At 67.1% G+C, this 26,272-nt stretch carries 21 protein-coding genes; 5 read left to right on the top strand and 16 right to left on the bottom strand.

All coding sequences use genetic code 11. The annotated features are described in order from the left end of the window. Nucleotides 1-48: 48 nt before the first annotated feature. The 12 genes from ACZK33_RS13960 to ACZK33_RS13905 all read right to left on the bottom strand — a co-directional run bounded on the left by ACZK33_RS13960 (nt 49) and on the right by ACZK33_RS13905 (nt 11,829). Nucleotides 49-2,214 (bottom strand): TadG family pilus assembly protein, encoded by a 2,166-nt coding sequence (locus ACZK33_RS13960; RefSeq protein WP_423174918.1) that lies wholly within the window; start codon nt 2,212-2,214, stop codon nt 49-51. Nucleotides 2,215-2,222: 8 nt separating this feature from the next. Then, nucleotides 2,223-2,681 (bottom strand): DUF3613 domain-containing protein, encoded by a 459-nt coding sequence (locus tag ACZK33_RS13955; RefSeq protein ID WP_032128080.1) that lies wholly within the window; start codon nt 2,679-2,681, stop codon nt 2,223-2,225. Beyond that, a complete protein-coding gene (locus tag ACZK33_RS13950) occupies nt 2,678-3,574 on the bottom strand; it encodes a tetratricopeptide repeat protein (RefSeq protein ID WP_329913302.1) in 897 nt (298 codons plus the stop codon). The genes ACZK33_RS13955 and ACZK33_RS13950 overlap by 4 nt, the downstream gene beginning before the upstream one ends. Continuing rightward, entirely contained in the window at nt 3,574-4,509 is a 936-nt protein-coding gene (locus tag ACZK33_RS13945; RefSeq protein ID WP_032128078.1) for a type II secretion system F family protein, read from the bottom strand. Before ACZK33_RS13945 ends, ACZK33_RS13950 begins: the two co-directional genes overlap by 1 nt. A gap of 28 nt (nt 4,510-4,537) precedes the next feature. Then, on the bottom strand, nt 4,538-5,494 hold the full coding sequence (locus tag ACZK33_RS13940) for a type II secretion system F family protein (RefSeq protein ID WP_423174917.1): 957 nt from the start codon (nt 5,492-5,494) through the stop codon (nt 4,538-4,540). Nucleotides 5,495-5,496: 2 nt separating this feature from the next. Beyond that, nucleotides 5,497-6,846 (bottom strand): TadA family conjugal transfer-associated ATPase, encoded by a 1,350-nt coding sequence (locus ACZK33_RS13935; protein ID WP_049398477.1) that lies wholly within the window; start codon nt 6,844-6,846, stop codon nt 5,497-5,499. After that, nucleotides 6,831-8,087, bottom strand: coding sequence for a CpaE/TadZ family protein (locus tag ACZK33_RS13930; RefSeq protein ID WP_032128075.1), 1,257 nt, complete (start codon nt 8,085-8,087; stop codon nt 6,831-6,833). The genes ACZK33_RS13935 and ACZK33_RS13930 overlap by 16 nt, the downstream gene beginning before the upstream one ends. Before the next feature lie 27 nt (nt 8,088-8,114). Continuing rightward, the gene (locus ACZK33_RS13925; protein WP_049423074.1) at nt 8,115-9,473 is read right to left on the bottom strand and encodes a type II and III secretion system protein family protein; all 1,359 of its coding nucleotides are present in this window, start codon (nt 9,471-9,473) and stop codon (nt 8,115-8,117) included. 18 nt (nt 9,474-9,491) lie between these two features. Then, nucleotides 9,492-10,529: a Flp pilus assembly protein CpaB gene (cpaB, locus tag ACZK33_RS13920; protein WP_423174916.1), complete on the bottom strand. Its 1,038-nt coding sequence runs from the start codon at nt 10,527-10,529 to the stop codon at nt 9,492-9,494. Between the two features lie 23 nt (nt 10,530-10,552). Then, the gene (locus ACZK33_RS13915) at nt 10,553-11,029 is read right to left on the bottom strand and encodes a TadE/TadG family type IV pilus assembly protein (RefSeq protein WP_049398481.1); all 477 of its coding nucleotides are present in this window, start codon (nt 11,027-11,029) and stop codon (nt 10,553-10,555) included. Then, nucleotides 11,026-11,571, bottom strand: coding sequence for an A24 family peptidase (locus ACZK33_RS13910; protein WP_032128071.1), 546 nt, complete (start codon nt 11,569-11,571; stop codon nt 11,026-11,028). The genes ACZK33_RS13915 and ACZK33_RS13910 overlap by 4 nt, the downstream gene beginning before the upstream one ends. 66 nt (nt 11,572-11,637) lie before the next feature. Next, a complete protein-coding gene (locus ACZK33_RS13905; protein ID WP_019337868.1) occupies nt 11,638-11,829 on the bottom strand; it encodes a Flp family type IVb pilin in 192 nt (63 codons plus the stop codon). Nucleotides 11,830-12,515: 686 nt separating this feature from the next. Here ACZK33_RS13905 and ACZK33_RS13900 point away from each other — a divergent pair. The 4 genes from ACZK33_RS13900 (at nt 12,516) to ACZK33_RS13885 (ending at nt 19,970) form a co-directional block, all read left to right on the top strand. Next, nucleotides 12,516-13,496, top strand: coding sequence for an AraC family transcriptional regulator (locus ACZK33_RS13900; RefSeq protein WP_032128070.1), 981 nt, complete (start codon nt 12,516-12,518; stop codon nt 13,494-13,496). 235 nt (nt 13,497-13,731) lie between these two features. Beyond that, on the top strand, nt 13,732-18,660 hold the full coding sequence (locus ACZK33_RS13895; protein ID WP_423174915.1) for a YadA-like family protein: 4,929 nt from the start codon (nt 13,732-13,734) through the stop codon (nt 18,658-18,660). 61 nt (nt 18,661-18,721) lie between these two features. Then, on the top strand, nt 18,722-19,558 hold the full coding sequence (locus tag ACZK33_RS13890) for an OmpA family protein (RefSeq protein WP_423174914.1): 837 nt from the start codon (nt 18,722-18,724) through the stop codon (nt 19,556-19,558). A gap of 121 nt (nt 19,559-19,679) precedes the next feature. Next, a complete protein-coding gene (locus ACZK33_RS13885) occupies nt 19,680-19,970 on the top strand; it encodes a DUF6959 family protein (protein ID WP_019659952.1) in 291 nt (96 codons plus the stop codon). 85 nt (nt 19,971-20,055) lie between these two features. On the opposite strand, the gene ACZK33_RS13880 is transcribed toward ACZK33_RS13885, so the two are convergent. Next, the gene (locus tag ACZK33_RS13880; RefSeq protein WP_423174913.1) at nt 20,056-20,883 is read right to left on the bottom strand and encodes a class I SAM-dependent methyltransferase; all 828 of its coding nucleotides are present in this window, start codon (nt 20,881-20,883) and stop codon (nt 20,056-20,058) included. A gap of 63 nt (nt 20,884-20,946) precedes the next feature. Here ACZK33_RS13880 and ACZK33_RS13875 point away from each other — a divergent pair, with 63 nt between their 5' ends. Next, nucleotides 20,947-21,354 (top strand): MerR family transcriptional regulator, encoded by a 408-nt coding sequence (locus tag ACZK33_RS13875; RefSeq protein WP_423174912.1) that lies wholly within the window; start codon nt 20,947-20,949, stop codon nt 21,352-21,354. Between the two features lie 73 nt (nt 21,355-21,427). On the opposite strand, the gene ACZK33_RS13870 is transcribed toward ACZK33_RS13875, so the two are convergent. From ACZK33_RS13870 to ACZK33_RS13860, 3 genes are all read right to left on the bottom strand, one after another. Continuing rightward, nucleotides 21,428-22,144, bottom strand: a complete 717-nt coding sequence (locus ACZK33_RS13870; protein WP_005409984.1) for an MgtC/SapB family protein — start codon at nt 22,142-22,144, stop codon at nt 21,428-21,430. A gap of 100 nt (nt 22,145-22,244) precedes the next feature. Then, nucleotides 22,245-24,017 carry a chloride channel protein gene (locus tag ACZK33_RS13865; RefSeq protein WP_423174911.1) on the bottom strand — a complete coding sequence of 591 codons (1,773 nt, stop codon included), beginning with the start codon at nt 24,015-24,017 and terminating at the stop codon, nt 22,245-22,247. A 62-nt stretch (nt 24,018-24,079) separates the two neighbouring features. Then, nucleotides 24,080-26,161 (bottom strand): TonB-dependent receptor family protein, encoded by a 2,082-nt coding sequence (locus ACZK33_RS13860; RefSeq protein ID WP_423174910.1) that lies wholly within the window; start codon nt 26,159-26,161, stop codon nt 24,080-24,082. Between the last annotated feature and the right edge of the window lie 111 nt (nt 26,162-26,272).

The following is a 26,272-nucleotide window of genomic DNA, read 5'->3' as shown; positions in this document are numbered from 1 at the left end:
CGGGAGTCTAGCATGTGCGCGGGCGCCGCCAAGGGCGCCCGTCACGGGTCAGTAGACCAGCTGTGCGGGCGTGCACTGGATGGACTGGACATGCACATCCGTACGGCCCAGTTCCAGGCCCAGCACCTGCGCCAGCAGCGAGCGCAGCAGGGAGCCGACGCTGTTGAGCAGCGGCTTCAGGACGTCCAGGGCGGGCTTCAGCAGGAAGCACAGCAGGCCCGAACAACTGACCGGGCCATTGCCGGGGGCGGTGACGCCGTCGCCGGCGAACTGGTCCAGGAAGCCGTCGTGGGCGGTCTGCAGGTAAGACGCGAGGTTCTGCGTCATGCAGTTGTTGTAGGCCTGGTCGCTCAAGGAAATCAGCAGGCTTGCACACCGGTTGACGGTCAGTCCGCCGAGCAGGCTACCCAGCAGTGCCGGCAGCACGCCCAGCCCTTCGCCAGTCACAGCCGTGCGATAGCCTTTCCAGACCGAGCCATCCTCCCAGCATGTGAGCAGGCCCACCAGGCAGGGTTTTGGAACACCCTTGGGTACATCCCAAGTGCCCAAAGGCTTCAACCCCCGCGTCTGGTCGCCAAGTTCAAGCAGCTTGATGGACGCATCGACGTCGTAGCGATTGCGACCAACGTTGGCTGCTTTCAGGTAGCGATCGGCCAACTGCGCTGCGGTCGAGCCCTGGCTCATGCCATCGTCGCGCGGATCGAGCACGCCGGACAGTACGCGCAGCAGTTCGCTGACCAGCTCGGACACGGCGGTGCCCACCTCCAGGGAGTTGACCTGGGTTGAACCGGTCGCGCCGGCGGGGAGGGTGAGGCTTTGCGTGTCGGTCAGCGTATTGACCTTGATGCTGTCATTGATCAACGGGGCGCCGAGCAGTGTGAGCATCTGTTCCTTCTGCAGGGTGTCGCCACAGACATTCTGCTTGGAGAACCGCTCGCTGTCGGCCACCTTGCCGACGCAGGCGCGCAGCACGGAAGACTCGACCTTGATCGTCGCCGTGGGAGGCGTGCTGCCACATTGCAGGCTGGTCAGGGTCGCCATTGCATTGGTCACGTCCGCATGGACCGGCAGCTTCAGGCGGATGCCCAGCAGTGAAAGCACGCCGCCTGCAACGGGAATGTTGTTGGTGTCGATGTCGAGGAAGACACGGATCTGCGCGTTGTAAGCGCGCGCGCCAACGCCACCGATGGCGATGGACGGCGGTTCCACCACAGCGGCTTGGGCATTGACCAGGCCCAGCAGGTTGAGTTCATCGACCGAAACCGCACGACCGCCATTGGCGATGCTGATGCTGGTGCCGATCAGGTCCAGCACATTGACATCGGCCTGCAGCGCGCTGGAAATTGTTCCATCCGGCGCGACCACGCGTGCGAACAGGCCGCCACCGCTGTCATCGGAGCCGAGTTTCACCTCCAGCTGCTTGAGGTCGATGCCCTTCACGACCAGGGCATTCTCCAGTGCACTCAGGTCCACGTGGGCAACGCCCTGCTGGGTGAGCAGGTCAACGGTCGCCTGAAGGATCTTGCCCAGCTTGACCTTGCGGCCGGCCAGCAGATTGTTGAACTCCGCCACGCCCATGTTGACGTCGATCGGAATGCCCAGTGCCTGCAGCAGTCCATTCGGGGTGATATGCGCCTGTGCAAGGCCGTCGTAGCCGAGCAGGGTGGTCTTGTCGAGGTCGGCGCCCACCAGTTTCAGGACATTTCCCAGTGGCGTGTTGCCATTGATGCGCAGCAGTTGCGAGCCGACACTGAAAACCGCCGTGGGTTCTGCACGGCGCGCCACCGCCTGTGCGGTCACGGTCGGCAGGCTGCTGTTCTGCCCGAAGAAGGGAAGCACCGCGCGGCGGGTGATGACACGGACGGCGTTGCGTTGATTCGCTGCATCGACGACCGGGCTGAAGTGCCCTTCGGTGGCACGGGTCACGTTCCAGTTTCCGCAGCGGATTTCCAGGCTTCCTGCGAAGGTGTTCTGGGTGAGTGCGCTCTGCCGCGCAGCACTGTTGTCGCTGTTGTCCGAGGTGCACAGTTCCAGCCGTTGCGCTCCGGCCAGTGCGGCCAGATCAGCGACTTTCTGTGCATCGCGCTTGGCCCAGAACAGGTAACCGATCTCGATCAGGCCCAGCATCGCCAGCAGCGCCAGCATGACCAGCATCATGGTGATCGACATGCCGCCCCGTGGGCGGCTGAAACTGAACTGGCGTGGGCGTTTCATGGCCTACCTCAGCGTCCGGATGAGGATGATCCCTTGGACTTGGCGACATCGGCTTCAAAGAAGTCCGGGATCTCGTGTTCGAAGCTCTTCATGTAGCGGGCGTAACTCAGCGTCGCCTGGTCGCCGAGGATCGGCAGGTGCTGTCCGGCCTGTTGGCCCGATGCCTGCAGGCGGAACAGGTTGCGCGTGGTATCGCCGATCTGGCTGCGGCCGGGCCGCGGAGCTGCAGTGCTGCCGTCGGTGTTGGCCACTGCTGCAGGCGCCGCCTGCGGCACCGGTGCTGGCGGGGCCGCCAGGTCCACGGTGGGCAGTGACTCGGACTGCAGCGGCTGCGAAGCCGACGCAGCCGGCGTGCTGCCGCCAAGCATCTGCCCGGTCAGCGGCTGTTGCTGCGCCTGCACGGCGGCGGCCGGCAGCAGGCAGATCAGAACGGGCAGCAGGCGTCGGGTCAGGGGCGTCGCGGTCATGGTGTGTTCCCGTTCGGGTGGTCGGAGGCGCTGAAGCGTTCCAGCATCGAGGGCGGCAGGCGCTGCGGATCGCGTTCATCGCGGCTGTCGCGGCGCGGTTCCGCCGCCAGTCGCGTGGCGCCGGGCGGGTTGCCGGCGGCATCGCTGGCGAGAGCACGGGCAGCGGCCGGCACGACTGCGGCGGCTGCCGCTGCGGCCTGGCGCTGCTGCAGGCGGGCACGGATCTGCGCCGCCTGCTGCTGGATGCTGAGCCGGGTCTCTTCATTGAGGTTCGCTTGCTGGGCGAGGCGTTCGGCAGTGGCGGTGTCGCCCCGCAGTACCGCCCAGAGGGCGAGGTTGGCGGTGGCCTTGGCATTGCCCGGTGACAGCTCCAGCGCCTTGGCCAGGGGTTCGCGCGCGCGCTCGAACTGCCCGGCGCGCAGCCGCGCATAGCCCAGGTCGCCGAGATAACTTGTATTCAATGGCTGCAGTTCGGTCGCCCGCGCCAACGCCTGCTCACTGCCGGCGTCGTCGTCGCGGCGCGCGGCAATCAGGCCCAGGCCATGGGCGGCCGCGGCGGCCTGGGCGCCACTGGAAAGATCGCGGTACAGGGTGACCGCGGCATCGGCCTGGCCGGTCTCGCGCAGCGCGTCGGCCTGCAGCAGGCGCAACGCCGGCGGATCGCCGTAGCGCTGGCGGAAGGCGTCGACGTGGGCGAGCGAGGCATACCATGCGCCTTGCTGCTGCATGCGCTCGATCAGCTCCAGGTAGGCATTGCGGCTGTCCTGCGGCGCCGGTTCGGGCGCGGCCAGGCTGGGCGCGCGCAGGTACTTGGGCGTGGTCGATGCACAGCCGCTGGCGCCGGCAACGGCAGCCAGGGCAACAATGAGGCAGGAAGTGCGCAGGGCAGGCATCAGGGGGACCCCATCTTGGACATGGTGGTGGCCAGCGCGACCAGCGCCGGACCGGCAAGGACCAGCATCAACGCTGGCAGCAGGGTCAGCATCATCACCACGGTCATCTTCACCGAGAGCTTGCCGACCTTTTCCTTCAGCGTGTTGCGACGCTGTTCGCGCAGGCGGATGCTGAACTGCCGCAGGGGCTCCTGCACCGCGCCGCCATGGGCGTGCACCTGCAGGATCAGCTGCATCAGGCTGGTCAGGTCATCGTCGGCATAGACCTCGCTCAGCCGGCGCAGGGACTGTGCGCGCGTGCGGCCGTGGGTATAGGCGATGTTGGCCTCCTGCAGCTCGCCACCGAGGACCGGCAATGCATCGCGCAGCTTGTCGCCGAGCGTCTGCAGGCTCTGGTCCATGCTGAAGCCCACGCCTTGCAGCAGACGCAGCAGGTCGATCAGCAGCGGCAGCTCGTTGTCGACCGCTCGTCGGCGCCGTTTCACCCAGGAGGAGAGAACGAACTTGGGCAGCAGCAGGCCGGCGGCGAGGGCGCCGATGATCACCATGATCCTGGCCAGCCCGGTGACGCTGCTGAATGTCAGCACCAGTACCAGCACCAGAACGGCCAGCAGCAGGCGCAGGCCGAGGTAGATGGCCGTACCGCGGCGGGTGTTCCACCCGGCCAGATCCAACAGCAGCCGGTCTTCATTGGCCAGCAACGCCGTTTCCAGGCGGCCGCCGCTGAGGGCACGGCCGAAGCGTTCCAGCCAGCCCAGCGAATCGTGCCGCGCAGGCTCGGTGTCACGGGACGCCTCGCGCGGCTGCAGGGCGGTCTTCAAGGTGGCCGTTGTACGTTGCTCACGATGGCTGCGTACCCAGCCGCCGATACCGAGCAGGGCGATACCGGCGGCCAGCACGAGCAGGGAGAGGGCGAACCAGGCGCTGGCGCTCATCGGTTGTCTCCGGCGGGGCGAAGGGGGTTCATAGCGACTTGGCCAGGCGATACAGCAGGAAGCCACCGACAAGTTCCATGCCCAGTGCAAGCAGCAGGATCTTGTGGCCGAGCGGATCGTGCAGCACCGGCTGGAAGAAGTCCGGGCTGGTGATCGCCATCAATACCGCGCAGGCCGGTGGCAACAGGCCCAGCACCCACGCTGACATCCGCGTCTCCGAGGTGGTCGCTGCAAGCTCCTGCTGGGCCTGTTCCAGATCGCGCATGAAATCGCCCATGCGCTGCAGGATCTGGTCGGAGCGCCCGCCAATGCGCACGCTGACACCGATCACCACCGACAACACCTTCAGCACATCCATGCGATAGGGATGCGAGGCCTGTGCGAGTGCACGGTCCAGCTCCATGCCGCTGCGTGCAAAGCGCACCGTGGTGTCCAGTAGCCCGCGCAACGGCGCGCTCGTCTGCATCGACGCAACCTGGAACGCGGCCTGCAGGCTGTTGCCCAGTGCGGTCAGCCGCACCAGGTTGTCGAGGAAGTCCGGCAGCTGATGCAGCAGTTGCGCACGCAGCTTCGTGGTCCGCCGCATCACCCACAGCCAGCAGCCAAGCAGGTACAGCAGCAGGGTCAGCGGAAACATCCAAGCGGTGCCCAGCCGCAGCATCGCCACCACCGACAGTATCAGCCCCGGTACCAGCAGCATGATGGGAATTTTCCAGCCGGTCTGCAGCCCTGCGCGCTGCAGCAGGCCATCCAGCGGCAGCACGCGGCGCCCGGCGCTGGCGGGCCGCGCCGGGTCGTTGGCAGCGGTGACGGACGGCCCGGCGGGTGCTCCGCTCGTGGCGCTTCCGCGCGAAAGCTGCTGCTCGGCGTGCCGCATTGAAACCTGGCGCTGCTCACGGCTGCTGGCCGTGCCCCACAGCCAGGCTGCCAGCGCCAGCAGCACCGCGATGATGCTCAGCATGCCCAGCAGCGCGCCGGTTCCCATGCTCAGAAGTCTCCGTAGAGCGATTCGCGCAGCTGCTGGCGGAACGGCTCCAGCTTGTGCGAGTGCGGATGGAAGCCCAGCCCGACCCAGCGATCGATCTCTTTGCCGTTGCCGTCGATCTGCAGTTCGTGGCGGAACATTTCCTGGGTGGTGATCAGGTTGTCGCTGACACCGGTGATCTCGGTGATCGAGACCAGCACGCGGCGCCCGCTGCCCAGGCGCGAGATCTGCACGATGAAGTCGATGGCACTGGCGATCTGCCGGCGCAGGCTGTCCTCGCTGCCCTGGAAGCCGGCAAAACCGGCCAGCATCTCGATCCGGTACAGGCAGTCGCGGGGCGAATTGGCGTGGATGGTGGCCATCGAGCCGTCGTGGCCGGTGTTCATCGCCTGCAGCATTTCCAGCACCTCGGCACCGCGCACTTCGCCGACGACGATGCGGTCGGGGCGCATGCGCAGGCTGTTGCGGACCAGATCGCGGATGCTGACCGCACCGTGCCCTTCGGCGCCGCCGATACGGCTTTCCAGGCGAACTACATGCGGGTGGTTGAGCGAGAGCTCGGCGGTGTCTTCGACGGTGATCACGCGCTCGTTCGCGGGGACGTAGCTGGCCAGGGCGTTCAGCAGCGAAGTCTTGCCCGAGCTGGTGCCGCCGGACACCAGGATGTTGCAGCGACCCAGTACCATCGCCTTCAGCAAGGCCTGCATCGGCGCATCGAAGGTGCCCTTGGCCAGCAGTTCATCGGGGGTGAACGGGTCCTTGCGGAACTTGCGGATGGACACCATCGGTCCATCCACCGCCAGTGGCGAGATGATCGCGTTGAGACGGCCGCCGTTGGGCAGGCGCGCATCGACCATCGGATTGGAGTCATCCAGGCGGCGCCCAAGCGGGGCGAGGATGCGGCGCAGGATGCGCAGCAGATGCGTATCGTCGGTGAAGCGCTGGGTGGCCCGCTTGAGCTGGCCGCCCTGGGACACGTGCACATCCTTGAAACCGTTGATCAGGATGTCTTCGATGGACGGGTCGTGCAGCAGGTCGTCCAGCGGGCCGAAGCCGGTCAGCTCCTTGACCAGGCCGTCGGCAACCACCTGCATCTCCTCTTCGTTGATCGGGATGCGCCATTCCTGGATGAATCCCACCGTCTGCACCTGCACCCAGCGGGCGATTGTGTCGGGGGCCCAGGAATCGATGTCGATGCGCTCGTCCTCGATGCTGTTGAGCAGGTGCTCATGCGCGGCCGACAGCACCTTCTGGTACTGCTCGGTCTGCGCGAACGGCTGATGGCCCGGCGAGCTTTCGGGCAGCACCGGCCGGGCAACGGCATGCGGGAACGGGGTTACCTTGTCTTCCATTGCGATCCACCCAGGGCAAGGGAGAGTCTTTCCCGCAGGCCCTGCGCCTGGACCGGGCAGGCAGCCGGATCCAGGCGCGAAACCAGCGGGGCGAGGGCACGCAGGTAGGGGTCGCGCGGCGCATCCTGCAGCAGCAGGTGGCCCTGGCTGGCAGCCAGGCGCACGCGCGGTCGTTCGGGAAGCGTGGCCAGCAGGGGAACCTCGAAGCGGCGCGCGATCTGCTCCGGGCTCATGCCGCTGCTGTCATCGTGGCGGTTGATCACCAGCTGCAGGCGCTTCTCGCGTTCGCGCTGCCCGGCAAGATGCTTCAGTGCCTGGTCGAGCGACACCAGCGTGGCAATGGAGGCATCGGTGACCAGCCAGATCTCGTCGGCCTGGTCCAGCAGCAGCGGCGGAAGCTGACGCAGCGGGCAGCCACCGGCATCACACAGCACGCTGGCGAACACGGTGCGCAGGCGCTGCAGCAGCGCACCCGGATCGGACGGCGGTACCGCATCGCTGCCGCTGGCGCGGTCCAGCAGCACCAGCCCGGAATCGTGACGGGCCATGGCCGTACGGGCGAGGGTGGCGTCGATGCGGCTGGCGTTGCGCAGCGCGTCTTCGTAGTGGAAGCGGCTGTCCAGGTTGAGGTACAGGGCGAGGTCGCCCGAAGGCTGGGCCAGCTCCATCAGCAGGCCATCCTGCTGCAGTGCCTCGCCCTGTGCCAGTGCACGGGTTTGCTGTGCCAGCACCGAAAGATGCGCGGCCAGCGTACTGGTGCCGACCCCGGCGCGCACGCCCAGCAGGACGATCAGGCGGGCCTTGTGCGCCTGCTGCGCGGCGGCAGCCGGTCGTGGTGAGAGGGCGCGACGCAGCGCGGCCTCGATGCCGACGTTGTCGCTGTCCAGGTCCAGCACATCACGCAGGCCCGCCCGCAATGCGATGACAACGCCTTCCACCTGGCCGGCACTGGTGGCACCGACTGCAACCAATGCCAGATCCGGCTCGGTCTGCTGCAGTTGCTGCGCCAGCACGCTGGAGGCGGCCGCATGTTCCGGGCGGAAGTCGAGCAGCACAAGGCTCTGCGGCCCGCGTTGCAGGTCCTGGGCGGAGGTCGGGGTGCTGCTGTCCTGCCAGTGCAGGGTGGTGGTTGGCGGCAGTTTCGCCGCCAGCCGGGGCAGCAGTTCGCGATCCATTCCGTACAGGACCAGGTTCATCGGCGGTCCTTGCGGATGCAGCGGCTGGGCAGTGGCGTAGGGCATGGGCGTGGTATCGCAGGCATCATGGAATCAGCGTGAGAAGCCGGGCACCGGGTCCTGGCTGATAGGACCCAGCAGCCAGGCGCCCCATTCGGGCATGTGCGGCTTGGCCTCGCGGTCGCCGGGCAGCGGCAGCTCGGTGTTGCGTGCCAACGGCTTCACCAGGCGTGGCGTGACGATGATCACCAGTTCCTTGTCCTGGCGCTTGTAGTCGAAGTTGCGGAAGAACGAGCCGATGATCGGCAGGTCACCCAGCAGCGGGATCTTGCCGACGCTGGAAACCACGTTGGAACTGACCAGGCCACCGATCACGAAGCTCTCGCCATCGCCCAGTTCGACCGTGGTGTCGGCGCGGCGGGTGGTGATGGAGGGAATCTGCACGCCGTTGAGCGCGATGGCGTTGCTGTAGTCCAGGTCGCTGGCTTCCGGTGCGACTTTCAGGGCGATGCGGTTCGGTGCCAGTACCGTCGGTGTCACGGTCAGGCCGATGCCGAAGGGCTTGTAGGTGATGGTGGTGGTGCCCAGCCCCTGCGGTTCCAGGATCGGCAGCTCGCCGCCGGCCAGGAAACTGGCGCTCTGCCCGGACAGCGCGACCAGTGTCGGCTCGGCCAGCACACGCGCCATGCCATTGCTCTGCAGCAGGTCGACGTCGGCATTCCACAGGCCCTTGGTCGAGCCGAACACCAGGCGGAAGGCCGAAGAAATGGGCGATTCGGCTTCGTTGCCGGAGTTGCCTTCCTTCATGCCGGGCAGGATGCCGGTGTTGCCCGGCAACTGGCCGCCCGGGCGGGCGAAGCCGTAGGCGAAGTTGCCATTGCGGTTCTGGAAGCTGATGCCGATCTGCTTCAGTGCGGTCTTGTTGAACTCGACCACCTTGACCTCGACCTGGACCACGCCGCCGCTGCTCACCGTGGATGCGTCGGCAAGCAGGCCATCCTTGCCCAGGGCCATGGCGGCAGCCTTCTGCTCCTGCATGTGCGACAGCACGCTCTCGGTGCTTCCCTGCAGCAGGCCCTGATTGTCCTGCTGGGTGAATACCAGCCCGTTCGCGCCGGCGTCGGCCGCACCCTGCACCGCACTTTGTACCCGCACCTGCAGGCGCTGTGGTTCGGTCTGCTTGCGGTGCCAGAGCAGGAGCGTGGTGGTGCCCGGCGCCTTGCCGACCAGCAGGGCCTGGCGCTGGCCGCGCAGCATCACGATATCGGCCACGCCCGGATCGGCAATGGCGACCCGCTCCAGATCGCCCGGCAGCGTCCAGGGGCGCTGCTCACGCGCCTGCAGCACCAGGTCGTCGGCGGCCACGCTTGTCGCCGGTGCCAGCAACACCAGCAGCAGGGCCAGCCAGCGCTGGCGGGGGGAAGGGCGTGGACTGCGGCGACGTTCGGTCATGGATGCGCTCGATGCAGGTCAAAGGGAACCACGGGGGGCGGAGCTGTCACCTCGGATGATTTCGATGCCCGATGCGCGTGGGGCGCTGCGCCGTGGTGCGGGTACGCGTGCCGGGGCATCCTGGGTGCTGCGCGCGGGCGCGTTGCTGCGGCCGGCCAATGCATCGCCGTCGATGCCGGCGAAGGCGTGATTCTCTGGCCGCTGCAGCGCAAGCTGCTGTTCCGCATCCAGGCCACGCAGGGGATCAATCACCCCGCGTGCCTGCGGGAACAGCGCCAGATCGGGCTGGCCGGAATCGGCAGGGTTGCGCAGGGCGAGGAACAGCTTGCCCTGCTGCGCACCCAGCAGCAGCCGGTTGGCATCGGCCACCGGCACCGCCAGTACCGCGCTGCGTGCCGGCTGGGCGGTCCCGCTGCCCGTGCTCTGGGTGCTGCTGCTTCCGGTGATGTCGGCGGCGCGCGGATCGTTGCGGCCATCGGCCTCGTTGCTGGCAACAGCGTCATGGTTGGCCGGGGCGATGTCCTGCTGGCCATAGCTGAGCACGCGCAGGCGCGACAGCAGCAGGCGCGTCTGTGCTGCGTCGGCCGGGCCGCCGGCAGTGGATTGGGCAGTGCGCAGGTTGAGGAACACGTCGACGAAATCACCGGGCAGGATGCGGTTGCCGGCCCCCACCAGCTCGTCGACCGGGACCGCGAGTGCGCGTTCCCCGGGGCGCAGTTGCAGCGAGAATCCCTGCGCGAGTGCGTTGCTGCTGATCGCTGTGCCTTCGGCGATGTCCTGCACAGGCACCTTTCCGACCACGGCGGAAATGCTGGTGGCGGCACCGGCAACCGGGGCGCTGCGCTGTGCGAGACGCAGTCCGTTGGCAGAGATCGGTTCGCCGGCCGGCAGTCGCGCCACCGCTTCCACCACGGTGATCGCCTGGGCTTCGCTCTGCGTCATCGGGGCAACCGTTGCCGGTGCGGCCTGCTTGCGCCCGATCATCAAGGCGATCACCGCCAGCAGCACGGCCAGCCCGATCAGGGCGACGGCAGCAATGCGGGTCAACTTGAGCATGGAACCGTCTCCTGTACCGAACGTCAGTTGCCGCTGCCGAGGTCGAGCTGAGCGACCGCGACGCTGCGGATGGGAGCCCGCATCACCCACTTGTAAAGCGTGGCGGTGCCGGGCAGGAAGGGATGGCTTGCGTAGTCGTAGCTGACCGTCACGGTCATGCACTGGGCGCTGGCCAGTCCGGCGCAGGGGGCCTGCGCGGAGACCAGAATGGCGTTGTTTCCGCCATTGCTGCAGTCGACCGGCTGACCCGAGAAGTTCAGCAGCCACTGCATCGAACTACGCGCTGCAACGCAGGCGGCAGTACGGCGTTCGTTGGCACTGCCATAGCGCAGCGATGCACGTGCACCCTCGGCCGAGGCGGTTGCCAACGTCTGCTGGGCCGCCATGATCATTACGCCGGAGAACGTGAACAGCAGCAGCGGCAGCAGGCCCAGCATCAACATCAGCGCGAACTCGATGCTGGCCGCGCCACGTTGCCGGCGTCGGTTGTGGATGTTCATGCCACACCTCCGTACGTGCTGATGAGGACCCAGGCGATGGCGGATACCGCCAGGTAGGCGGCGTAGGGAATGCCTTGGCGTCCCTGGCGGGCGCTCTGCATCCCGCGCAGCGCCGGGTGCGAATGCCATTGCGAACTTGCCCGATGCATATGGGCTTGAAGGCCGATGGGCAGTACTGGACCCAACCGTCGCGATACCAGCACCAGTGCGGCATGTGCGCCCGCTGCCAGGCTGGCCGCGATCCAGATCGGCAGCAGTGCCTGCCAGCCCAGCATCAATCCCAGTACCGAAAAGAATTTGACATCGCCGGCGCCCATCCAGCGCACTGCGTGGAAAGGCAGCAATGCGACCAGGCCGAGCGCCGCGCCGGCAACGTGGGAAGCCCACGGCAGGCGCGGCGCGTTGAACTGTCCGGCGATGAGCACGACAACGGTGATCGCGCATGCGGACAGCAGCCAGGCGTTGGGCACCCGACGGGCGTACAGATCGCTGATCGCGATCCGCAGGCACACACCGATGGCCAGCAATCCCAGCAGTGTCATCGCACCCTCCATTGTCCGTCAGTGGACGCTCAGCAGTTGCTGTCCCTGATCAGCCTGGGACGCGGCTCAGGCCGGCGTGTTGCCCGATGCCTTGTCGGCAAGCTTGGTGAGATTCTCAAAGAGCGTTTCGAAGAAATCCTTGATCTGCGTGCTGCCCAGTGCGATCAGGACACCCGCAATCACAGCCGCCAGCAGGCCGTACTCGAGTGCGGTGACGCCATCTTCTTCCTTCAGGAACTTGCGGATCGATGCGTTCATGACGTTTGTCTCCCTCTACCTGTCTGCTACAGGACACCTGTTGGGCGGTGGCCCGGCTCCGCCGGGATCGTCCGTGGACCTCCGCACGTCCTGGCGGAGGAGGCACGGCGGGATGGACCCGCTGTGCTCAAGCAGGGTGATCGTTTCCAGGCGGGACGCCGTTCGCGCAACCGCGACCGCGCGGCGCGGGGCCGGTGGTCGACGTGTCGAGCGATACGTGCATGGTCATGCTGTCCCCCTGGGTGCGGTCATTATCAAAGACCGGATCACCGTGTTATCGACTTTGCCTGAATGGCGGCCGGCTGCAACCGGAACCTATATGCAAATTCGGCAGAATCCCATTGCTCCTTAATTTTCAAGCCGGGTTCTGTGACGGAAATCCGTTCGCCCGCACAACGATTCATCGACGTGCAGATAATGTGAGGCAGGCTTCAGGTCGCATGCGAAAACTGTGCCAAACACGACAATCTGATTTTCACCTCTGTATCCATCTTATTCAACGCGGTGCAGATGTTTACCCCGTTGAATTATCGGGCATACTCGCATTCAAGTACTCGCGTTTCTTTTGGGGTGCGCACCTTGGCGGCGCGCATCCCGGTGATGGAAGAGATTCCATGAGAGGTGCGCGCCCTGTCAGGCAGTGGGGGCCGTACCGCACGGCGGATAATCGGGGGGACGACACTGTCATGGTCGATGGTGGGGTAGGAGACAGCGACGACAGCGGCCTGCGGTCGATCGACCTGGCGACGCTGAGCGGCGTGCTTCGTGTATGTGATGTCGAACTGCTTCTGCTCGATGGCAATGGGCCGCGGGCGGCCTTCGCGTCACGCGTGCACGAGGAGGCGTTGTTCTGCAGCATCAGCTGTGGATTCCATTGCCGTGGACGTTTCATGCTGCCGCCGGACTGGGCGATGCTGGGGTATCTGCATGCGACCGATGAAACCCTGAGCTGGTGCCATGGCGTACCGCTTGCCCCTGGGATGGCGCTGACCGTGATGCCCGAGGGCATCAGCGAGTTCACCCTGAGCCCGGGCACGCACATGACCTTGATGCTGGTGCCGGTGGCACGGGTGCAACGCAAGCTGACCGAACTGAGCCTGCGCAGCACGCCGCCGGCCGGACAGGCGCTTTCACTGTTCAATCTCGCCAGCGAGGCCGCCCCGCTGGCACAGCATTACCAGCAGCTGCACCTGCAGCTGGGCCAGGGCACGGGCCTGCAGCCGGAAGAAACCGAGCGGCTGCTGCACGAACACGTGCAGGCACTGCTGGGTGCGGGTTCCGCCGAACGCCCGGGTTGCAGCCGTGCGCGGCGCACGCATTATCTGATCGCACAGCGGGCGGAAAACTTCATGCGCCTCAACCTGCGCCGCAATATCTACATGAATGAGATCTGCGACGCTGCCGGTGTCAGTGAGCGGGGGCTGCGCTACGCGTTCGAGGACCTGTTCGGTACGTCGCCCAATCGTTACCTGTCGATGCTGCGCCTGTGCGCAGCCTGCCGCAGCCTGTCGATGGCCGATTCCAGCCGCCGTTCGGTCAAGGCCATCGCCCTCAGTTGTGGCCTGTGGGACCTGTCGCGTTTCGCCGACAACTACCGCAAGGTCTTCGGTGAACTGCCGCGTGACACGCTGATGCGCGCACCCGCGCAGATCGGCCAGCCCGCCTGATCCAGGCCCCATAAGGGTTTCCCGGCGGTTCCTGCCGGAATTGCATATCCGCTTGCCGATATGGTTGCCGCTTCTGCATAACCGGCTGCCGATTCCGACCGTGGATTTGCCGGAATGCGCGATTGCCGTGCCGGAATGAAGTGCGCAGCCGCCGTTGCAAACGCTGAAATGTCAGTCACCTGCCTAACGGCAAGTCCACTGACATTCCAGTTGTTCGCCTACGGGGGAAATGCTCATGAACCGCATCTACCGGCGTGTATGGAACCGCCAGCTCAATGCTCTGGTTGTGGCCTCGGAACTGGCCACCGGCGATAGCGGCGGCAGCGCCGCCCGCGATCCGCGCAGTGTCCTGCTGATGCCGACCGCACTGGCCCTGGCCCTGCTGTGTGCGCTGGCCAGCGGGAATGCAGGAGCATCCGAATCCAATCAGTCGCTGCGTGATCTGCAGGCACTGGCCGCGAAGTACGCGCAGCCGATGCCGGTCAAGGTCGACGCAGAAGTCGCGCTGGCCGCGGCATCGCGCCAGGCGCAGAGCAGTCCGGCGATCAGCGCAGACGCGCGTGTGGGCCTGCAGCTGAGTACGACCTCGCTGCCGATCGTGCGCGACGTGCTGCCGGCTACCGTACAGGTGAAGCTGGCGGCGAACGCCGCGCCGAAGCAGGTCGCGGTTCCTGCACTGGCCGCCGATGTTCGCGCCAATGTCGGGCTGGGGCACGCAGCGTCCAATGTGGCGAAGATTGATGCCTCACTGGCGGCCAACGTTGCGCCGTCCGCGCATGCGCCGCTCGGTGTGGCTGCGGATGCGCAGGCGAAGGCCAGGGTTGGCATCGCCGGTGCCCAGGTGGCCTCGATCGATACCGGTGCCAAGGCGGCCGCCGCTGTTGCTGGCGCATCCGCTGGCTCGCTGTCCGGCCTCAAGGCGTCCGTTGACGGCAAGGTGGATTCGCAGCTGAAGCTGGCGGGCCACCAGATCGATGGTCAGGGGCAGGTCAAGGCGACGGCGGCGGTCACGTTGCCGGCAAAGGAGGAGCTGCCGGGCGAGACCCATGATCGTGCGATCACCGCAGCTTTCGATACCGGTGTTGCCGGCAAAGTGCGCGTGCAGGCGCCCGATGGCCAGGAAGTCGTGGCCGACCGCAATCTGAAGCTGGCCGGCCAAGCGACTGTGGCAGCGCAGAACAGCGCACTGGGCGTGGGTGGCCTGGTGGGCGGCGTTGTCGGCGCGGCAGGTGGCGCCGTGGGTGGCGTGCTTGATGGCACCGTCGGCAACACGGTTGGTGCGGTGGGCGGAGCAGTGGGCAGCACGCTCAATGGCGCCGTTGGCACGGTTGGTGCAGTCGGCGGCACTGTGGGTGGTGCGCTCAACGGCACGGTCGGTTCGGTCGGCAGCACCGTCGGCGGCGCACTCAATGGTGCGGCTGGCACGGTGGGTGCAGTTGGTGGCGCCGTGGGCGGCACGCTCAACAATACAGTGGGTGCGGTGGGCAGCACCGTCGGCGGTGTACTCAATGGCGCTACAGGTGGCAGCACCGGCGGCCTCGGTGGCCTGCTGGGCGATACGCTTGGCAATGTCGGCGGCGCCGTCGGCAACCTGCTCAATGGCAACCTCAACGGCACCATCGGCAATCTCGGCAGTGCCGTAGGCGGCCTGGTCGGCGGCACCCTCGGCGGTCTCGGCCTGACCAAGCCCTCGGCGATCCCGCCGACCAGCCCGAAGGCGCCGGCTCCGGCCGATCCGAACGCGGGCCTGATCATCGGCACCGGTGGCCTGGTCGGCAATGTCGGGCAGCTGATCGGCCCGACCACCACCAGCCTGTTCGGCGGCAACGGCTACCTGAGCAACGGCAACCTCAAGCTCAGCAACGCCAACGTGATGCAGACCTACTCGACGGTCAATGTGCTGGGCCTGCCGGTGGTCAACCTGTCGCCGGTCGGCAGCACCCTCAATGGCCTGGGCGGCGCCGTCACCGGCGGCAGCTCGCACCTGACCCTGATCGGCGGTGTCACCTCCGACAGCTACATCTACAACATCAACAACGGCAATCCGGGCGGCCTGCTCGGGCTGCTGCTGCCGAAGGATTCGCCGGCATGGGCGGCCAAGTGCCTGGATATTGTCCTCGCCGACATCTCCTGCTGGGCAGTCAATGCGGCGCAGGACTACCAGGTGCTGATGGGTGACGGCGCCTTTGCCAACGGTTCGAAGGAAGTGGTGATCGGCGCCAATGCCCGCCACGAACTGCCGAAGGTCGATGCCAACGTCGCCTTCCCGGGTGCAGGCACCAATGACCCGAGCAACCCGACCGGCGTGCCGACCGCGGACTACGCCGCACGGATGGGCCATTCGGTGATCGTCGGCGACAGCGCGTTGGGCACGGCCAACGGGCAGACCCTGCTCGGTGCCGAGGCGACCTCTAACCAGGCCAATTCGGTTGCACTGGGCTACCGTTCGGCCGCGCTGCGCGGTGCCCAGGCCAGCTACAGCGCCTATGGCCTTACTGCGCCGCAGGTCTCGGCCGGTGAAGTGTCGGTGGGTACCGCCGGTGGCGGCGAGCGCCAGATCACCAACGTGGCCGCCGGTAGTGTCAATACCGATGCGGTCAACGTGGCCCAGCTGAAGGGTGCCATCAGCCTGATCGATGATGTGGCGGCCGCTGCGGTGACCTACGATCTGGACGGTGCCGGCAATCCGAACTATCGCCGCGTCACGCTCGGTGCGGGCACCGGCACTACCACCATCGGCAACCTGGCCGGCGGTGCGGTCACCGCCGGCAGCCTGGAAGCGGTCAATGGCGGCCAGTTGGCGGCGACCAATGCGGCCATCGCCAGCTTCTTCGGCGGTCGCGCAGCCTTCGATCCGGCCAGCGGTGCATTCACCGCACCACTGTTCGAGATCAGCACCATCTCCACCGGCGGTGCGATCGCCAAGGGCCTGTATGAGAACGCCACCGATGCCTTCGCCGCGGTCGATGGTTCGCTGGTCAATCTCAACACGCAGATCACCGACATCCGCAACGGTGGCACCAAGTATCTGCGGGTGAACTCGACCGGTACCGAGGCACTGGCCAGCGGCGCCGACTCGATCGCGGTCGGTACCAACGCCCGCGCCACCGCCGCCAACAGCATCGCGGTGGGTGCCGGCAGCCTGGCTGACCGTGCCAACAGCGTGTCCATCGGTGCCGCCGGTGCCGAGCGTCAGGTCACCAACCTGGCTGCGGGTACCGCCGCCACCGATGCGGTCAATGTCGGCCAGCTGCAGGCGTCGGAACAGGGGGCACTGCGCTATGACCTCAATGGCGATGGCAGCGTCAACTACGCCAGTGCCACGCTCGGCCAGACCGGCACGGCCACCACGCTGCGTAATCTCGGCCCGGGCCAGGTCAGTGCCACCAGCAGCGAGGCCATCAACGGCGCCCAGCTGTTTGCGGCCAACCAGGCCGTGGCCACCCACCTCGGTGGTGGCGCAGCGGTCAACGCCAGCGGCGTGCTGACCGCACCGACCTACTCGATCAACAACGTCGCCGCCAACGGCACCGTGACCAAGGGCAGCTACAACGACGTCGGTACCGCCTTCGATGCGGTCAGCAACTCGCTGGCCAACGTCGCCGACCAGACCGGCGAGATCGACAAGCTGGCCGTGAAGTACGACGTCGATGGCAGTGGCAACGTGCTCAACAGCGTGACGCTGACGGGTACCGGCACCGGCGCGGTGAAGATCACCAACGTCGCCGCCGGCAGCATTCTGGCCGGCAGCAGTGACGCCATCACCGGCGACCAGCTGTTCAGCACGAACAGCACCATCGCCAACTACTTCGGTGGCACCACCGCGTACAACGGCACCACCAACGTGTGGACCGCGCCGAAGTTCAGCATCTCCAGCATCGCCACCGACGGCACCTTCACCAGCGGCGACTACAACAATGTCACCGCCGCCTTCACTGCGGTGGACGGCTCGCTGAAGGTCCTCAACCAACGCATCACCAACAACAGCGGTGGCAGTGCCTATCTGGCAGTGAACTCGACCGCAGCGCCTGCAACGGCTGCCGGTGCGGAAGCGGTGGCGGTCGGCCCGCAGGCCAGTGCGGCCGGTGCCAACAGCGTGGCGGTCGGCAACGGCGCCAGCGCCAGTGCCGGTAACAGCGTCGCCCTGGGTGCCGGGTCGGTGGCCAGCGTCGGTGCGCAGAGCGGCTACACCGGCGCCTATGGCCAGACCGGCGCCAGCAACTCGGCCGGTGAGGTTTCGGTCGGCAGCACCGGCAGCGAGCGCAAGATCACCCATGTCGCCGACGGTTCAGATACGTACGACGCAACCAATGTCGGCCAGCTGAAGAACGGCGTGAACTACGCCATCGACGAATCGAAGAAGTACACCGACCAGAAGATCCAGAACATCACCAACGTGGCCGGCAGCTTCCGCGCCAACAACACCAACAACCTGGCCGATCCGTCCGCCAGCGGTGCCAACTCGGCTGCAGGTGGCGCTGGCTCCACCGCCGCCGGTGCCAACTCGACCGCGCTGGGCAATGGCTCGCAGGCGCAGGCCGACAACTCGGTGGCGCTGGGTGCGGGTTCGGTGGCGAACCGGGCCAACACGGTCTCAGTGGGTGCCGCCGGTGCCGAACGCCAGGTGGTCAACGTGGCCGACGGTTCGCAGGCTACCGACGCGGTCAACGTACGCCAGCTGCAGGCCTCGCAGCAGGGTACGATCCGTTACGACACCACGGTGAACGGCGCGACCAACTACAACAGTGTCACGCTGGGCAGCACCAACAGCGGCCCGACCACGGTGCGTAACGTCGCCGCCGGCACCGCCGGTACCGACGCAGTCAACGTCGATCAGCTGAAGTCGGGCATGGCGCAGACCCTGGACTGGTCGAAGGCCTACACCGACGAGCGCATGGGTGGCTTCGAGCGCGACCTGCGCAAGACCGACAACCGCGCCTCGGCCGGTATCGCCTCGGCAATGGCCACCGCAGCACTGCCGCAGCCCAGCGAAGCGGGCCGCAGCATGGCCTCGGTCGCCGCCGGCAGCTACAACGGCGAATCCGGCGTTGCGGTCGGCATCTCCGGTGTCTCCGAAGGAGGGCGCTGGATCTACAAGTTCAGCGGCTCGACCAACAGCCGTGGCGAGGCCGGTGTGGCCGTCGGTGCCGGCATCCAGTGGTGATCCCCGCCGCCGGGCCGCACGCGCGGCCCGGCATCGCGGAAACGTCCAAAGGGGGAATGACATGAAACAGCATCGCATCGCCCGCACCGGCCAGATGGCCGCAGTGCTGGGCCTGGTCCTGGGAATGGGCCTGCTGGCCGCCTGCCGCAGCCATGCGCCGGCCGCCGAGGGTCCTGCCGAAACCACCGCCGTGCAGTTCCCGGAGGCCTCGAAGGCCTCGTTGAAGGAAGGCATCTATCCCGACGTCGCCGACCTGCGCCGTTTCGCGCCGGGCATGAGCAAGCGCCAGCTGTACACGCTGCTGGGCACGCCGCATTTCAATGAAGGCATGTGGGGCGTGCGCGAGTGGAACTACCTGTTCAACTTCCGCACCGCACAGGGGGCCGAATACTTCACCTGCCAGTTCCAGGTCCGCTTCGACAGCAAGGGCATTGCCCAGGGCGGCTACTGGAAGCCTGAATCATGTGCGGCGGTGCTGGACCCGCCGCGGCCGCCGGCCCCGCCTGCACCGGCGCCGTTGCCGGAGCAGCCGTTGCGCCTGTCCGCCGATGCGCTGTTCGGTTTCGACAGCGCGGTGCTCAGTGCCGAAGGCCAGCAGGCCGTGCAGGGCGTACTGGCGCAGGTGCGCGAGGCCAGTCAGGTGCAGTCAATCCGGGTGACCGGGTATACCGACCGTATCGGCAGTGACAGCTACAACCAGGCACTGTCGCAGCGACGTGCCGAGGCCGTGCGCAGCGCGCTTGTGCAGGGCGGCGTGGCTGCAGCCAGCATCAGTGCCGAAGGACGCGGCGCGGCCGAGCCGATCGTGCAGTGCGAGCAGCGCAACCGTCGCGAGCTGATCGCCTGCCTGGCGCCGAACCGGCGCGTGCAGATCGCGGGTGTGGCGCAGCCACGCTGAGAATCCTGCGCCGGGGCAAGTCCCCGGCATCCCGAGTCCCCCCTGACCGCCGGCAGGACGTGGCCACGTCTCCCCCGTTGTCCACGCCTGCCGGCGGCTCAGGTTTTCCATGGTGCACGCGATGAACGCCCAATTCCTGCCTCTTTCCATGAAGACGGAAACCACACTGAGTGTGTACGGCCAGCTCGGCAATCATGCGGTGGTGCGCATTCCCGGGCGGCGACTGCCGGGATTGATCCTGCAGGCCGATACCGTGGCCGGCTTCCTCGCCCAGCTGCAGGAAGCCCAGGCCTGCCTGCGCAGTGGGCGCGCGCAGCGCACCGACGCCGAGCTGGACATGCTGATCGACGTGCTGCAGCAGTGGTATGCGCTGATTGAATCGCGCCTGGCGGACGCCGGCGAGGCGCTGTAGTAGAAAAAGGGGACGGAGGGGATTAAGTCGTTCTTGCCCCGGCTGTGCCGGAAACGACTTAATCCCCTCCGTCCCCTTTTTTGTATCAGGCGCGGGCGCGGACCAGCCAACAGGCGGCATCGACGCGCACACGGTCGCCTTCGATGAAGGGCGCGAACGCGGCCAGCGCCTTGTTTCGAAGTGCGTCGGCGCGGTCTTCGGGCAGGTTCCGCAGCGCCAAGCCCAACGGGCCCAGCTGGCCGACATAGGTCGGCAGTTCATCGCGGGCAATCGAGCACGGCAGGTCTACCGCGACCAACTCCACATCCTTCCAGCCGGCGGCCTGCAACAGACGCTGCACGCGCTGGCCATCGGCAAAGGCGAACTGGCCGGGTGCTCCTGGCACGCGTGGGGGTAGATCGAGTTCATCGCCAATGGCACGCTCGGCCGTCGTCATGAATGGGTTCTCCTCTGCGCTGCGCCAGGCGATGAAACGCAGGCCGGCACCCGGTCGCGCGGCGTGGTGCAGGTTGGCGAAGGCCGCGCCGGTATCCTCGAAGAACATCACACCCAGCCGCGACTGGATCCAGTCGAAGTGCGCGGAGGGCAGCGGATGCTGCTGCGCATCGGCCAGGATGAAGTCCGCGTCCAGTCCTGCCGCTCCGGCGCGCTGGCGGGCCAGCGCCAGCATCGGCGCGGAGATGTCCAGGCCGGTGCAGTGTGCCGCCGGGCGCGCAGCGGCCGCGGCCAGCAGGCTGGCCCCGGTACCGCAGCCGATGTCGAGCAGTTGCGTGACGGTATCCGGAAGTTCGGCCACCAGCAGGTCGGCCATCGGCTGGAACAGGCCGTCGAGAATGGCCTGCTGTGCGACCCAGATCTGGCCGCCTGGGCCATTCCAGAGCGCATTCTGATCAACGGGGGATGTACTGGTCATGGCCTTGTCCTGCCGGGTAGTTGCCCATAGGTTGGCGCTTGAAGGTCACTTGAGGTCAAGCCCGTGCGTGAACTGGATATCGGCGAGGTGGTCAAGCGCAGTGGCGTGCCGGCCTCGACCCTGCGCTACTACGAACAATTGGGCTTGTTGCAGGCCCTGGGCCGTCGCGGTCTGCGTCGGCAGTATGACGAGCAGGTGCTGGAACGGCTGGCACTGATCGGTCTCGGCCAGGCGGCCGGGCTGTCGCTGCAGCAGATTGGAGCATCGCTGCCGCCGCAGCGCGGATGCCTCACGCTGGACCGGGAGGCCCTGCTGGCGCAGGCTGATGTGCTGCAGCAACAGATCACCCAGCTGCAGCGGGTGCGCCGCCATCTACAACGCGCGGCGGCCTGCCCGGAAGCGCAGGATGCGCGCCAGTGCGGTTCGTTCCGTAAGTTGCTGCGGGCCCAGCAGCGCCTGGCGGGTGGGTGAGAGAAGCGCATCCACGCATGGCGTGGATCTACTGCACCACGACCTCGGTAGATCCACGCCATGCGTGGATGAATCAATCGCGGGTACTGACTTCCCAGGTGGCGTGCAGCACGCCCGGCACATGCTCCATCCGCGCCAGCACCACGTCCAGCTCATCGGCACTCACGGCGGTACTGACCAGCACCGCGATCACATCGGTGGGCGCGTCGGCATGCTCGACCACCTGCACATCACCGACCGGATACTGCGCCGCTTCCAGCGCATCGACCAGGCGCTCGCGCACGCGCGGCACGGCTTCGGCATCCACGCTCAGGCGCACTTCGTAGGTCGCTTCGGTGGCGGCCTCGTTGATCGGGATGCGGTTGATCGCATTCACCAGCGGCCGCAGCAGGGTGTTGCCAGCGATGATCAGCACGGTCAGCAGCACGCCTTCGGCCAGCATGTCCGCGCCGGTACAGCTGCCGACCGCCGCCGAGCACCACAGGGTGGCGGCGGTGTTCAGGCCGCGCACGTTCATGCCTTCCTTCATGATCACGCCGGCGCCGAGGAAGCCGACCCCGGAGACCACGTAGGAGATCACCCGCACCGCCTCGGCACTGCCGGCGATGCGCATGCCCAGGTCGACGAAGGCGGCGGCGCCGACCGCCACCAGCACGTTGGTGCGCAGGCCGGCGGTGCGTTGCCGGTACTGGCGCTCGGCGCCGATCAGCGTGCCGAGCACGAAGGCGGCCAGCAGGCTGACCACGGTGTCGGCGAAGGGGCCGGCCTGGAAGGTTTCAATGAAGCGCATGGCCGGAGTCTACCCGGTCGAGGTGACAGTAGATCCACGCCATACGTGGATTTCGAGGGGGCCAGAAACGACTTAATCCCCTCCGTCCCCTTTTTGCGGGTCAGTCGGTGTCCTCGACGCGCTCGCCCATCAGTTCGCGCTGGCGCTTGTCCAGTTCCTCGGCGTAGCGCTTGCGCACGAAGGCTTCGGACACCACGCCAAGCACCTGGCCGTCGGCGGCGACCACGGCCAGTTCGTCGGCCTGGGTGTGGTCGAAGCGCTGCATCACGGTGACCACGTCCGCGCTCGGCAGCAGTGACACGTCGCGGTTTTCCGCCAGTTCGCCGATCATGGTCTCGGGCTTCACGCCGTCGCCGTAGACGCGCGGAATCTGCACGATGCCGGCGTAATGGCCTTCGCTGTCGATCAGGATCACGCGGCTGCCCGAGCCCAGCGGGAAGCGCTGACGGAAGGCGGCGGCGTCGAGGTCGGCCGGCGCGGTGGCCACGCCCTTGCGCATCAGCCGACCGGCGTTGAGGTTCTGCACCCAGCCCACGTCGCGGGCGCTCTTGATGGTTTCACCGCGCAGGTGCATGCGCCAGGTCGAGAACGAATAACCGAACCACTGCCGCACGAGCGTGCTGGAGACCAGCACCGCGCTCATCACCACGCTGGTCAGCAGGAAGTCGTGGGTGCCTTCCAGCACGAGCATGGCCATGGTCATCGGTGCGCCGACCACGGCGGCGGCCAGTGCGGCCATGCCGGCCAGTGCGGCCGAAGTTGCATCAATCACCGGCACGCCGGTGGCCATCGCCAGCAGGCCGGCGAACAACGCGCCGACCAGGGTGCCCATGAACAACGAGGCGAAGAACAGGCCACCGCGGAAGCCGAAGCCCAGCGAGATGCCCGAGGCCAGGCACTTCAGGGTCAGCAGGCCGCCGATCCAGATCAGTGGCAGATGCGTGGTCAGGTCCAGGTGCAGCGCGCCATGGCCGGACGACAGCACCTGTGGGCTGGCCAGTGCCAGCGGAATCAGCAGCAGGCCGCCCACCACCGGCCGGCCCCACAGCGGCAACGGGCTGCGCTTGACCGTGCCTTCGATGGAGGCGATCAACCGCATCACCGCGATGCCGACCATCGCGCAGCAGCACCCCAGCAGACCGTAGATGGCGTAGTCGGCGGCGCGGACATCAATCGTCGAGGCTGCCGGCAGCAGGTAGGCCTCGATGCCGGCCTGGTCGGCCACGAACGCGCCGGCCAGTGCGGCGACGGCGACCGGGGCGAGTGCGGCCGGGGTATAGGCGCCGATGACGATCTCGAAGGCGTAGAACGCGCCGGCCAAGGGTGCACCGAAGGCGGCGGCGATGGCACCGGCGGCACCGGCGCCGACCAGGATGCGCACGTCGTTGCGGCGCAGGCGCATCACCCGGCCCAGCTGCGAGCCGCTGCCCGCGCCCATCTGCGTATACGACGCCTCCAGCCCGACCGAGGCGCCGCAGCCGTTGGACAGCAGAGTCTGGGTCAGCACGATCAGGTTGTCGCGCATCGACATGCGGCCGCCGTGCAGGGCGTTGGCTTCCACCGCATCGAGCAGGGGCCGCTTGAGCCGGGTCGCGGCCAGGCTGACCAGGCCGACCAGCAGGCCACCCAGTGGCAGTACCAGCAGCGCGGTCCAGGTCAGCGAGGGCAGGGAACTCAGGCGCATGCCTTCGTCCAGCCCATACAGGGTGCCCTGCAGCGAGCGTGCGATGCCGGACTGCAGCAGGGTCAGGTAGCCGGCGATCAGGCCGACCAGCAGGGCAAGCGCAATGAACCACAAGTCGCTGCCGCGCAGGCGCAGGCGCAGGCCCTGGAAGGCCAGATGCAGGCGCGATGGCGAAACAGGCAATGACATGGTGGCGGCATGATACGCCGCCACCGTGATCGCCGCCGTCACTGCATCGGGCGGTTACCGGCTCAGAAGCGGTAGCGGCCCTGCAGGTAGAAGGTGCGTGGCGCGGCCACCATGCGGCCGGCGTTGCCATCGACGTTGCGGGTGTACCAGCGCTTGTCGGCCAGGTTGTTCACGCCCAGCGCGATCTCGCTGTCACCCAGTCCCGGCACCTGCCAGGCCACCTGCGCGTTCCACAGGCGCACGCCCGGCACGCGGCCCACGCGCGCATCGGCGCTCTCGGCCCAGGTGTTGGCGGCGTCGGAGAACTGGCCGCTCTGGTGGGTGCTGGAGACATTGAAGGTCCAGCCGGCCAGTGCATAGCGTGCGCCGACGCTGTCGGTGTCGCGCGAGTAGAACGGCACGTCCAGGCCACGGTTGTCGCCGGACTGCTGGATCGCCTTGGTCCAGGTGTAGTTGGCGTACAGCTCCAGACCGGCCAGTGCGCTGTCTTCGGCGAAGCGGTACTCCAGCGCGCTTTCCACGCCCTTGTGGTCGGTGTCGCCGATGTTCTGGAAGGTTGGCGGGGTGATGCCCGGCACCTGCAGGATCTGGTTGTCGAAGCGCATCTTGAACACGGTCACTTCCGCGCGCAGTGCACCGTCCTGCCAGCGCGCACCGAGTTCGGTGGTCTTGGCGATTTCCGGGTTCAGCGGGTTGCTGGCGGTCTGCGAATTGAGCTGGATGTTCTGCACCGGCCCGAACGAGGTGGTGTAGTTGCCGAACACGGTCAGCTGTGGAGTCAGCAGGTAGGCGATGTTGAGCGAGGGCAGCGCCTTGTCGTTGCGGCTGCTGAAGGTCGCCGCGCCCCCGGCCTGGCGGCGGTCCATGTCGATCCACTCCATGCGCACGCCCGGGGTAATGCGCCACTGGCCGATGGCGATGCGGTCGTCAATGTAGAAGGCATGTGCGTCGGTGGCGTTGTCGAAGCGGTTGGTGGCGCTGGCCACGCCGGTACGGCGGGTGACGGTGTAGCTGCGGTCGTTGCCGCGCTCGCGCAGGAAGCGGTAGCCGGCGGTGATGTCATGCACCGTGCTGCCCCAGTGCAGGCGCTGGGTATAGCGCGGCTCGATGCCCAGCACGCGGTAATCGCGCGGCTGCACGGTCAGCTGGGTATTGGCCGCGTTGATCAGCGAGCTGGCACGGCTGCTCTCGTTGTAATAGGCCAGCACCTCGAACACGCTGTTGTCCGACAGCGTGTTGGTGTAGCCCAGGTCGATGCCGGTGCGGTGGCCCTTCCAGAAATCGGTGGGGCGGGTGTTCTGGAACGGGTCGGCCTCGTACTGGGCGCGGGTCAGGCCGCCCGGGGTCAGCGAGCGTACATCGTAGTAGGAGAGCTTGGCGCGCAGTTCCTGCTGCTCGTCGATGGCGTAGGCGAACTTCAGCGCGAGGTCGTTGAAACGGTCATCGCTGCCCTGGCGCCAGCCGCGGCCGTCCTGGCCGGAGTACAGCAGGGCGGCGCCCAGGCCGTTGTCGCCGGTGCCGCCGAGGAAGGCGTTGTACTGGGTGCTGTCACCGCCGCCATGGTCGTAGGCGGTGTAGCGCACGCCCGCTTCGCCGTGCAGGCCGGCCCCGGTGGGAATGGCACGGGTGCTGAAGTTGATGATGCCGCCCACGTTCTGCGGGCCGTAGCGCACCGCGCCGCCGCCGCGCACCACGTCGATCGATTCGATGTTGGACAGGCTGGTCGGCGCGAACGACAGCTGCGGCTGGCCATACGGCGCCACCGCCAGCGGTACACCATCCAGCAGTACAGTCGAGCGCGGCGAGTAGCGCCCGGTCAGGCCGCGCACGCCGATGTTGAGCGACACCGAGCTGCCGGCGGTACCGGAGTTGTCGGTGACCTGCACGCCCGGGATGCGGCGCATGGCATCGCCGATGCTGGCCGCGCCACTGGCCTCGATGCGCTGGCGGTCGACCACCGTGCGGGCGCCGGCGAAGCGCTTGACGCTGTCATGCAGGCCGGTGCCCAGCCAGCTGCCGGAAACCTGGATGCTGTCCAGCGTGGTGGCGCCGTCCTGGGCGAAGGCGCTGGCGGCCGGAATCAGGCACAGGGCGAGGGCGGCAGCCAGTGGCAGGCGGGCCGTTTGCGGGGCGTGGGTGGGCATCGGTGCGGGTTGTGGAAGGTCGTAAATGAGAATTATTGCTGATTCCATTCGCCAATGGAATGCGCCTCCGGTTCATGCTGATGGGCCGGTGGTAAAGTGGGTGATTGCTTC

The organism is Stenotrophomonas sp. 86156_Sma, from assembly GCF_056481625.1.
The sequence above is the reverse complement of the archived record's forward strand: the minus strand, read 5'-3'. Positions and strand labels throughout refer to the sequence as shown.